3 protein-coding genes are annotated in these 11,742 nt (G+C 62.5%); 1 reads left to right on the top strand and 2 read right to left on the bottom strand.

Going from position 1 to position 11,742, the window contains the following annotated elements:
• The first annotated feature begins 11 nt into the window (after nt 1–11).
• Complete coding sequence (locus QEH68_RS01670) at nt 12–389, top strand: hypothetical protein (RefSeq protein WP_280625959.1); 378 nt, start codon at nt 12–14, stop codon at nt 387–389.
• A gap of 49 nt (nt 390–438) precedes the next feature.
• On the opposite strand, the gene QEH68_RS01665 is transcribed toward QEH68_RS01670, so the two are convergent.
• Nucleotides 439–867, bottom strand: a complete 429-nt coding sequence (locus QEH68_RS01665; RefSeq protein ID WP_026541746.1) for a hypothetical protein — start codon at nt 865–867, stop codon at nt 439–441.
• Nucleotides 868–958: 91 nt separating this feature from the next.
• A complete protein-coding gene (locus QEH68_RS01660) occupies nt 959–11,521 on the bottom strand; it encodes a hypothetical protein (protein ID WP_280625955.1) in 10,563 nt (3,520 codons plus the stop codon).
• Between the last annotated feature and the right edge of the window lie 221 nt (nt 11,522–11,742).

The following is an 11,742-nucleotide window of genomic DNA, read 5'->3' as shown; positions in this document are numbered from 1 at the left end:
TTGGGGGACCTATGAAGGACCACGTCCACGAGCGCATCGGCTTCCGCGAAATCGACGAGCAAGGCAACGCTGTGCAGGCCGTCAGCCCCCATGTGCCGGAGCCTGCGGACCGGGAACGCAAGCGGACTCCATTCAACCCGTTCATCATTGCGTTGTGGGTCATGGACGCCGGCTTGGCCTGGCTTGGAGTCTGGGCGCTGGCTACGTCAGTCGGTGCGTTAGTGAGCTCTCCGCAATTCGTCCAGCCCGCCGAATCCGCCGAAGCAGCCCAAATGAAGTTCATCCTGCTTTCCAACGCGCCCTACGTACTGCTGGCCGCCTTGCTGATCACTGCGGGCCTGCTGTTCTGGCACGCGGTTCAGTGGCAAAAAAAGCGGCCGACCAGGTAGTGGATACCTGACCGACCGCTTCAGCGTGGTATTTGCTTGAGCTGACTGGTTACAAAACCGTGGCCCCCAGGACGCACTTGATCTCCGTGGCAGGCTTGGTCACCTCTGCGTTGGCTACCCAGTCAAGGGCTTTGCCCGCTGCGGCGTCCTTGAAGGTTTGCTCTCCGCGGGCGAGGACGGCCGAGGTTTTCGGATCCACCCAACTGACGGTGATCTTGACCGTGCCCTTGGTTCCCTCGGGAGGAGTCACGGTCCCCTTTGCCGTCACCTTTCCCTGCGCAGTATCGCAGGACGTCATTTTGGTGGCCTCGATGATGCCGGTGCCCGGGTTGGCAGGTTTTGCCTCACCGGTGGTGGCGGCCTGGGTTGTAGTTGACGACGGCGATGTCCCCGCCTCGTTGCTCGGGGACGATGAACAACCGGCCAGTGCGGCTGCCGAAACCAGCACTCCCGCAATGCACGCAACAGTCTTCTTCATGGTGTGGCTACCTGGTTCTTTCTGGGTTGTACGTTTGTTGAAAATGCGCGGCAACCGGGGTTGGGGCCCCGATTGCCGCGCACTTTTTGTCCTATGCCTCGGAACGCTTGCGGCGTCCAACGAGGAACAGGAACAGCCCCGCGGAAACTACCAGCAGGCTGATGGGCAACACAGTGAGCACAGCTCCCGTGTTGGCCAACGGACCTGAAGGCTGGCTCGGAACTACCGGCGGGAAGGTCACAACAGCACTTGCAGGTGGTGTGGTGACCGGCGGTCCCGTCGGAGGTGTGCCCGTTGCAGTCGCAGTATTAGCGACCTCACCGGCATTGATATCCGCCTGGGTGATCGCATACGTTGCTGTCGCGGTCACGGTCTCACCGGGCAGCAGGGTTCCTGCAACGCCGGGCCAGGTGTAAGCCAGAGCCGAGAGGCCCGGCATCGGATCGTTGATGGAGACGTCCGTCAACGGCACGTTCCCGGTGTTCTTCGCGGTGAACGTGTACGTGATCACGTCACCCACCTGGGTGGGGTCTCCCACGGCCGAGGCATCGGCCGTCTTGGTGAACTCCAAACCTGCCGCTGGGGTCAACGGTGTGTCCGTTTCACCCGGAGGAGGCGTCACCGGAGTACCGATGGGCGGAGTGCCGGTGGTGGTCGCCGAGTTGGCGACGTGACCGGCGTTGATGTCAGCCTGCGTGATGGCGTACGTTGCCGTCGCCGTCACCGTCTGACCGGGCAGCAACTCACCGGGGGTGCCCGGCCAGGTGTACTCGAGGGCGGACAGGCCAGCCAGCGGATCCGTGATGGACACGTCGGTGAGCTTCACGTTGCCGGTGTTCTTGGCCGTGAAGTTGTAGGTGATCACGTCACCCACCTTCGATGGACCATCCGTTGCCGGAGCCACGGCGGTCTTGCTGAAGTCCATGGCCGGAGCCGGAGTCAACGGAGTGTCCGTTTCACCCGGAGGAGGCGTTACCGGCGGACCAACGGGCGGGGTACCCGTGGTGGTTGCCGAGTTCGCCACGTGACCGGCGTCGATATCAGCCTGGGTGATGGCGTACGTTGCCGTCGCCGTCACTGTCTCACCGGGCAGCAGTGTTCCTGCAGCTCCGGGCCAGGCGTATGTCAGTGCCGAGAGGCCAGCCAGCGGATCCGTGATGGACACGTTGGTCAGGGTCACGTTGCCGGTGTTCTTGGCCGTGAAGTTGTAGGTGATCTTGTCCCCTGCAACTGTGGGGTCCTGAACAGCCGAGACGTCCGCGGACTTGGTGAACTCCATTGCCGGAGCCGGGGTCAACGGAGTATCCGTCGTTCCCGGAGGAGGCGTGACAGGAGGACCAACAGGCGGGGTACCGGTAGTGGTCGCCGAGTTGGCGACGTGACCGGCGTCGATATCAGCCACGGTGATGGCGTACGTTGCCGTAGCCGTCACGGTCTGACCGGGCAGCAGCTCGCCGGGGGTGCCCGGCCAGGTGTATGCCAGGGCAGACAGGCCTGCCAGTGGATCGCTGATGGACACGTTCTTCAGCGTCACGTTGCCGGTGTTCTTCGCCGTGAACGTGTAGGTGATCAGGTCACCTGCAACGGAAGGATCCTGAACTGCCGAGGCATCAGCCGACTTAGTGAACTCCATCGCCGGCTTCGGGACCAACGGAGTATCCGTGGTTCCTGGAGGAGGCGTGACAGGAGGACCAACAGGCGGGGTGCCGGTGGTCGTGGCGCTGTTCGCGACATGACCGGCGTCGATATCTGCCTGGGTGATGGCATACGTTGCCGTAGCCGTCACCGTCTGACCGGGCAGCAACTCGCCGGGGGTGCCCGGCCAGGTGTACTCAAGGGCAGACAAGCCTGCCAGTGGATCGCTGATGGAAACGTTCTTCAGCGTGACGTTGCCCGTGTTCTTCGCAGCGAAGGTGTACGTGATGACGTCACCGGCCTTGGAAGGATCCTGGACAGCCGAGGCATCAGCGGACTTACTGAACTCCATCGCCGGAGCCGGGGTCAACGGAGTATCCGTCGTTCCCGGAGGAGGCGTCACCGGAGGACCGGTGGGCGGAGTACCAGTGGTCGTGGCGCTGTTAGCAACATGACCCGCATCGATATCAGCCTGCGTAATGGCGTACGTTGCCGTAGCCGTCACCGTCTGACCCGGAAGCAGCTCACCCGGAGTGCCCGGCCACGTGTACGTCAGAGCCGAAAGACCAGCCAGCGGGTCGGTGATCGTGACGTTCTTCAGCGTGACGTTGCCCGTGTTCTTAGCAGAGAAGGCATACGTAATGACGTCGCCAACCTTGGAAGGATCCTGTACGGCCGAGTCATCCGCAGACTTGCTGAACTCCATTGCCGGCTTCGGGGTCAACGGGGTGTCCGTGGTTCCCGGAGGAGGCGTTACCGGCGGACCGGTGGGCGGAGTGCCAGTGGTCGTGGCGCTGTTCGCAACATGACCGGCGTCGATATCAGCCTGGGTGATGGCGTACGTTGCCGTAGCCGTCACCGTCTGACCCGGAAGCAGCTCACCGGGGGTGCCCGGCCAGGTGTACTCGAGGGCGGACAGGCCAGCCAGCGGATCCGTAATGGACACGTTGGTGAGGTTGACGTTGCCGCTGTTCTTCGCCGTGAACGTGTAGGTGATCTTGTCACCTGCAACGGACGGGTCCTGAACAGCGGAAGCGTCAGCCGTCTTGGTGAACTGCATCGCCGGAGCCGGAGTCAACGGAGTATCCGTCGTTCCCGGAGGAGGCGTCACCGGAGGACCAACGGGCGGAGTGCCCGTAGTGGTCGCCGCGTTCACTACATGGCCTGCATTGATGTCAGCTTGGGTAATCGCATACGTTGCCGTAGCGGTCACCGTCTGGCCCGGAAGCAACTCGCCGGGAGTACCCGGCCAGGTGTATTCCAGTGCCGAGAGACCAGCCAAAGGATCGTCAATAGTGACGTTCTTCAGCGTGACGTTGCCGGAGTTCTTCGCCGTGAAGGTGTAAGTGATCTGGTCACCAACAACTGCAGGTTTCTGAATGGCGGAGGCATCCGAACTCTTGGTGAACTCCATCGCCGGAGCCGGGGTCAACGGAGTATCCGTCGTTCCCGGAGGAGGCGTAACAGGAGGACCAACAGGCGGAGTGCCCGTAGTCGTGGCGCTGTTCGCGACATGACCGGCATCGATATCTGCCTGTGTAATGCCATACGATGCCGAAGCCGTCACCGTCTGGCCCGGAAGCAACTCGCCCGGAGTACCCGGCCAGGTGTAAGCCAGTGCCGAGAGACCAGCCAGCGGATCCGTAATGGACACGTTGGTCAGCGTGACGTTGCCGGTGTTCTTGGCCGTGAAGGTGTAGACGATACGATCGCCCACAACCGATGGGTCCTGAACACCGGAAGCGTCTGCCGTCTTGGTGAACTCCATGGCCGGAGCCGGGGTCAACGGGGTATCCGTCGTTCCCGGAGGAGGCGTCACCGGCGGCCCAACAGGCGGGGTGCCGGTAGTGGTTGCCGAGTTGGCGACATGACCCGCATCTATATCAGCCTGCGTGATGGCGTACGTCGCCGTAGCCGTCACGGTCTGACCCGGAAGCAGCTCGCCGGGGGTTCCCGGCCAGGTGTAGCTGAGCGCGGAGAGGCCAGCCAGCGGGTCATTAATGACCACACCAGTGAGCTTCACGTTGCCGGTGTTCTTCGCAGAGAAGGTGTACGTCATAACGTCACCAACCTGTGAAGGATCCTGGATCGCCGAGGCATCAGCCGACTTGCTGAACTCCATTGCCGGAGCCGGGGTCAACGGGGTATCCGTGGTTCCCGGAGGAGGCGTAACCGGGGGTCCAACCGGCGGGGTGCCGGTAGTGGTTGCCGAGTTGTCGACATGACCCGCATCGATATCAGCCTGGGTGATGGCGTACGTTGCCGTAGCCGTCACGGACTGGCCCGGAAGCAGTTCGCCGGGGGTACCCGGCCAGACGTACTCAAGGGCAGACAGGCCAGCCAGGGGATCATTGATGACCACACCGGTCAGCTTCACATTGCCCGTGTTCTTCGAGGTAAAGGTGTACGTCATAACGTCACCCACCTTCGAAGGGTCCTGGACAGCCGAAGCGTCTGCCGTCTTGGTGAACTCCATGGCCGGAGCCGGGGTCAACGGAGTATCCGTTGTTCCCGGAGGAGGCGTCACCGGCGGACCAACAGGCGGGGTGCCGGTGGTCGTGGCGCTGTTCGCAACATGACCGGCGTCGATATCAGCCTGGGTGATCGCATACGTCGCCGTAGCCGTCACGGACTGACCCGGAAGCAACTCGCCCGGGGTACCCGGCCAGGTGTACTCAAGGGCAGACAAGCCGGCGAGCGGATCCGTGATGGATACGTTCTTCAGCGTCACGTTTCCGGTGTTCTTGGACGTGAACGTGTAGGTGATCTGGTCGCCCACAACAGACGGATCCTGGATTGCCGAGGCGTCAGCGGACTTGCTGAACTCCATCGCCGGTGCCGGGGTCAACGGAGTATCCGTTGTTCCCGGAGGAGGCGTCACCGGAGGACCGGTGGGCGGAGTACCAGTGGTCGTGGCGCTGTTCGCGACATGACCGGCGTCGATATCAGCCTGCGTGATGGCGTACGTTGCCGTAGCCGTCACGGTCTGACCCGGAAGCAGCTCGCCGGGGGTTCCCGGCCAGGTGTAGCTGAGCGCGGAGAGGCCAGCCAGCGGGTCATTAATGACCACACCAGTGAGCTTCACGTTGCCCGTGTTCTTCGAGGTGAAGGTGTAGGTAATGACGTCACCCACAACCGAAGGATCCTGGATTGCCGAAGCATCCGCCGACTTGCTGAACTCCATCGCCGGAGCCGGGGTCAACGGAGTATCCGTCGTTCCCGGAGGAGGCGTCACCGGCGGACCGGTGGGCGGAGTGCCGGTGGTCGTGGCGCTGTTCGCAACATGACCGGCGTCGATGTCAGCCTGGGTGATGGCGTACGTTGCCGTAGCCGTCACGGACTGGCCCGGAAGCAGTTCGCCGGGGGTACCCGGCCAGACGTACTCAAGGGCAGACAGGCCAGCCAGGGGATCATTGATGACCACACCGGTCAGCTTGACGTTGCCGCTGTTCTTCGCCGTGAACGTGTAGGTGATCAGGTCACCTGCAACGGACGGGTTCTGGATAGCGGAGGCGTCGGCCGACTTGGTGAACTGCATCGCCGGAGCCGGGGTCAACGGAGTATCCGTCGTTCCCGGAGGAGGCGTGACAGGAGGACCAACCGGCGGAGTACCAGTGGTCGTGGCGCTGTTCGCGACATGACCGGCGTCGATATCAGCCTGGGTGATGGCGTACGTTGCCGTAGCCGTCACCGTCTGGCCGGGCAGGAGGGTTCCTGCCGCGCCGGGCCACGTGTACGTCAGAGCCGAGAGGCCAGCCAGCGGATCCGTGATGGAAACGTTGGTCAGGGTCACGTTGCCGCTGTTCTTCGCCGTGAACGTGTAGGTGATCACGTCACCTACAACTGCCGGGTTCTGAATAGCGGAGGCATCCGAGGACTTGGTGAACTCCATGGCCGGGCCCGGGGTCAACGGAGTATCCGTCGTTCCCGGAGGAGGCGTGACAGGAGGACCAACCGGCGGAGTACCAGTGGTCGTGGCGCTGTTCGCGACATGACCGGCGTCGATATCAGCCTGCGTGATGGCGTACGTTGCCGTAGCCGTCACCGTCTGGCCGGGCAGGAGGGTTCCTGCCGCGCCGGGCCACGTGTACGTCAGAGCCGAGAGACCGGCCAGCGGATCCGTAATGGAAACGTTGGTCAGGGTCACGTTGCCGCTGTTCTTCGCCGTGAACGTGTAGACGATGCGATCGCCCACAACAGACGGATCCTGGACACCGGAGGCATCAGCCGATTTGCTGAATTCCATGGCCGGAGCCGGGGTCAACGGGGTATCAGTACCGGCCGGAGGAGGCGTTACAGCGGGACCGGTGGGCGGAGTGCCCACGGTGGTTGCCGTGTTCGCGACGTGGCCTGCATTGATGTCAGCCTGGGTGATGGCATACGTTGCCGTTGCAGTCACCGTCTGACCCGGAAGCAACTCGCCCGGAGTACCAGGCCAGGTGTATTCCAGCGCCGAGAGACCCGGCAGCGGGTCATTGATGACCACACCAGTGAGCTTGACGTTGCCCGTGTTCTTCGAGGTGAACGTGTAGGTGATCTGATCGCCCACAACCGACGGATCCTGGATTGCTGAAGCATCAGCGGACTTGCTGAACTCCATGGCCGGAGCCGGAGTCAGCGGGGTATCCGTCGTTCCCGGAGGAGGCGTCACCGGCGGCCCAACAGGCGGGGTGCCCGTGGTGGTCGCCGCATTGGCGACATGACCGGCGTCGATATCAGCCTGGGTAATGGCGTACGTTGCCGTAGCCGTCACCGTCTGACCCGGAAGCAACTCGCCCGGAGTGCCGGGCCAGGTGTACGACAGAGCCGAAAGACCAGCCAGCGGGTCCGTGATGGACACGTTGGTGAGCTTCACGTTGCCCGTGTTCTTCGAGGTGAAGGTGTAGGTAATGACGTCACCCACAACCGAAGGATCCTGGATTGCCGAAGTATCCGCAGACTTGCTGAACTCCATCGCCGGAGCCGGGGTCAACGGAGTATCCGTCGTTCCCGGCGGAGGCGTAACAGGGGGTCCAACAGGCGGGGTGCCGGTAGTGGTTGCCGAGTTGGCGACATGACCTGCATCGATATCAGCCTGCGTGATGGCGTACGTCGCCGTAGCGGTCACCGTCTGACCTGGCAGCAACTCGCCCGGGGTACCCGGCCAGGTGTAAGTCAGGGCAGACAGGCCAGCCAGCGGATCCGTGATGGACACGTTGGTGAGCTTCACATTGCCAGTGTTCTTGGACGTGAACGTGTAAGTGATCTGGTCACCCACAACCGACGGATCCTGAATTGCCGAAGCATCAGCGGACTTGCTGAACTCCAAGGCGGGGCCAGGAGTCAGCGGGGTATCCGTACCAGCCGGAGGCGGCGTGACCGCGGGACCGGTGGGCGGAGTACCCGTAGTGGTCGCAACGTTCGCAACGTGACCGGCGTCGATATCAGCCTGCGTAATGGCGTACGTTGCCGTAGCCGTTACAGACTGACCCGGGAGCAGCTCGCCGGGGGTACCCGGCCAGGTGTAGGTCAGAGCCGAAAGACCCGCGAGCGGATCATTGATGACCACACCAGTCAGCTTCACGTTGCCTGTGTTGGTGGACGTGAACGTGTAGGTGATCTGGTCACCCACGACCGACGGATCCTGAATTGCCGAAGCATCAGCGGACTTGGTCAACTCCATGGCCGGACCAGCCGTCAACGGAGTGTCAGTACCAGCCGGAGGCGGCGTCACCGCAGGACCGGTGGGCGGAGTACCCGTAGTGGTCGCAACGTTCGCAACGTGACCGGCGTCGATATCAGCCTGCGTAATGGCATACGTTGCCGTAGCCGTCACCGATTGACCCGGGAGCAGTTCACCAGGAGTGCCCGGCCACGTGTAAACCAACGGCGACAGACCCGCCAGCGGGTCATCAATGACCACGCCGGTGAGCTTCACGTTGCCCGTGTTCTTGGACGTGAACGTGTAGGTGATCTGGTCACCCACGACGGACGGATCCTGGATGTCCGAAGCATCAGCCGACTTGGTGAACTCCATGGCTGGAGCCCTGGTCAGCGGAGTATCTGTGGTTCCCGGAGGAGGGGTTACCGGCGGGCCAACAGGCGGGGTGCCCGTGGTGGTCGCTGCATTGGCGACGTGACCGGCGTCGATATCAGCCTGGGTAATGGCGTACGTTGCCGTAGCCGTCACGGTCTGGCCCGGAAGCAACTCGCCGGGAGTGCCCGGCCAGGTGTATTCCAGTGCCGAGAGACCAACCAAGGGATCATTGATGGACACGTTGGTCAGCGTGACGTTGCCGGTGTTTTTGGATGTGAACGTGTAGGTGATCTGGTCACCCACAACGGACGGATCCTGAATGGCGGACGCGTCAGCGGACTTGGTGAACTCCATGGCCGGAGTTGACGTCAGCGGAGTGTCGGTGGTGCCCGGAGGAGGCGTCACCGGAGGACCAACAGGCGGGGTGCCCGTCGTGGTTGCCGAGTTTGCCACATGACCGGCCGTGATATCAGCCTGCGTGATGGCGTACGTTGCCGTAGCCGTCACCGTCTGGCCCGGAAGCAGCTCGCCCGGAGTTCCCGGCCAGGTGTAAGTCAGGGCAGACAGGCCAGCCAGCGGATCGTTGATGGACACGTTGGTCAGCGGAACGTTGCCGGTGTTCGTGGAAGTGAACGTGTAGGTGATCTGGTCACCAACAACCGACGGATCCTGAATGCCCGAAGCATCCGCGGATTTGCTGAACTCCATGGCCGGAGCCGGAGTCAGCGGGGTATCCGTACCAGCCGGAGGCGGCGTTACCGCAGGACCGGTGGGCGGAGTGCCAGTGGTAGTCGCCGTGTTGGCGACGTGGCCGGCGTTGATGTCGGCCTGCGTAATGGCGTACGTTGCCGTAGCGGTGACCGTCTGGCCGGGCAGGAGCGTTCCTGCAACACCGGGCCAGGTGTAGGTCAGGGCTGACAGGCCAGCCAGCGGATCGTTGATGGACACGTTGGTCAGGGAGACATTGCCCGTGTTCGTGGAAGTGAACGTGTAGGTGATCTGGTCACCCACAACCGACGGATCCTGAATTGCCGAAGCATCAGCGGACTTGCTGAACTCCATGGCCGGAGCCGGAGTCAGCGGGGTATCCGTACCAGCCGGAGGCGGGGTGACAGGAGGACCTGTCGGAGGATTACCCGTGGTGGTGGCAAGGTTGGCCACGTGTCCTGCATCAATGTCAGCCTGGGTGATGGCGTAGGTGGCCATAGCCGTCACAGTTTCACCGGGGAGCAAGGTGCCCGGAGTCCCTGGCCAGGTGTAGGTGAGGGCAGACAAACCATCCAAGGGGTCGTTGATGGTGACACCCGTCAGGGGTACGTTGCCCGTGTTGGTGGACGTGAACGTGTAGGTGATCTGGTCACCCACAGCAGACGGATCCTGGATGTCTGAAGAGTCAGCGGACTTGGTGAATTCCAATTCCGGTGCCGGAACGGCCGTGTTGGTGAGAACACAGCTGATATCGGCGCCGGCAACAGGCACCAGGGAGTAAGCAGCATCTACTACCGCTCCGACGGGCAGTCCAGCCTGAAGACCGTTGGCGTCAACACAGGTGATTACCTTGCTGTAGCCGGACAGGTTGGTACCCGACTCCGTCAGGTAGTACGTTGCCCCGGCGTCAGCGATGTATTCGCCAGTGACACCTGTACCCGCAGTGACGGTGGAACCCGTACCGGTGGTGGTGGCGTTGGCAGTGTTGCTGACAACAGGTCCCGTAGCCGAGCCGGTGCGGATCTCAGTGGTGAACTGATCCGAATCCATCAGGCGGGTGGCATCCAGTGCCTTGCTCAGTTCGAGGCGAGGGGCCTTGACTACCAAGGTTGCGTCAGCCGGCGGGTTCAGGTTGGTGGCAATGTTGGCCGGACCGTTGACATAGGTGCCCTCGGCTGCTGCCGTGACGTCAACTTCGATGGTGCAGGAGGTCATGCCCAGGGCGAGGTCCCCGCCGGTCACCGCGATGGTGTTGCTGCCGGCAACGGCCGTGCGCACCAGGGGATTGGTTCCGGCGGCTTGTACACAGGTGCCACCAATATTGGGGGTACCGGCAACAACTACGCCGGCAGGGAGGGTATCCGTGATGAACCAGTCATTCTTGGCCATCAAATCGTCTGTGTTTGTCACCGTCAAGGTAACTTTGGACGTTCCGCCGGGGCCGATGAGGGACGGGGTGAAGGACTTATCCACCTGGGGGGTAACGTCCACGATCTGCGGAAGGTCAAAAGCGACGTCGTTACCGGCACCGCTGGTGGCTTCGTTCCTCAGCTCAAGACCGAGTGAAGGGGAGGTGCCCATCGGCACCTGGTAGGCAGCAGACTGGAGCTTCTGGATCTCTATGGCGGCGCCGTTGGTGGTGTTTGATCCACAAGGATCAAGCCCGGTGCTGAGGACCTGGCGCGTGCCGTTGATCAGCAGGCTGAAGGTCTCCTTTGCGTGGGTCGAGTGGCAGTTCACCTGTGCGAAGTAGGCCGATACTGCGTAGTAGTGGCCCTCGGTCGCAGGAATAGTGTTGTCTTCAGTCCGGAACTGGACTCCGGGTGTGATGCGCCCGGTGGGGCTGTTCGTGTATTCGGACAGCACCTGGTTGGTGGAGGATTCCGCAGCTGTCTGGCCTTGGGCCAATCCAAGGGCGGCAGCCATTTGCCGGATTTGGTTCCAACCATCAGGCTGGTTGTTGGTACACCCGGCGTCAGAGGTTGGCAACGGCGTGGAGGAATTCAGTATCCAGCCATCGCACTGTCCGCCGGCCGGAGTGTAAGGGGTGTCTGCAAAGTATGTTTCATTGGCAGCCTCGGCGCCGCCGGTGTAGTTGAGGATGCTGATGGCACCGCTGGTGGCATTTTGGTTGGAGAAGTCCTCGGTGTAGACCGGCGTTCCTGGTTGGGCAACACCCGGGGACCCCGGGACTGTCGCCAAGGCCGGTGGCGCTAAGGCGCCACCCACCCCCAGCGACATGATCGCTGTGGCGACGACGGCCGCCAACAGCTTTTGTGGACGTGTGTGTTTCACGGTTCTCTCTCGCTTTTCGTTGTCACGCACGAGGCCGACCCACAGAAGCGAATCGGCGTCGAGCTAGGCTACTCGCCAGTACTCCAGTGGATGGAGGCATCTCTTCGTGACGCGAAAAAAGGTAGAGAATCCAGAAATCTTTAAAGGCCCCGGAAAGACAGGGCAAAGAAGGCAGCCGGCGCGCCGAAAGACAGAGCCGCCCGGGCTAGCCCTGGCTGCAG

The organism is Paenarthrobacter sp. OM7, from assembly GCF_029873575.1.
GTDB lineage: Bacteria > Actinomycetota > Actinomycetes > Actinomycetales > Micrococcaceae > Arthrobacter.
This window is presented reverse-complemented; position numbering and strand designations above follow the sequence as displayed.

Coding starts and splice junctions, on each gene's coding strand:
- QEH68_RS01670 (WP_280625959.1), top strand. CDS start 12: ATGAAGGACCACGTCCACGAGCGCATCGGCTTCCGCGAAATCGACGAG.
- QEH68_RS01665 (WP_026541746.1), bottom strand. CDS start 867: ATGAAGAAGACTGTTGCGTGCATTGCGGGAGTGCTGGTTTCGGCAGCC.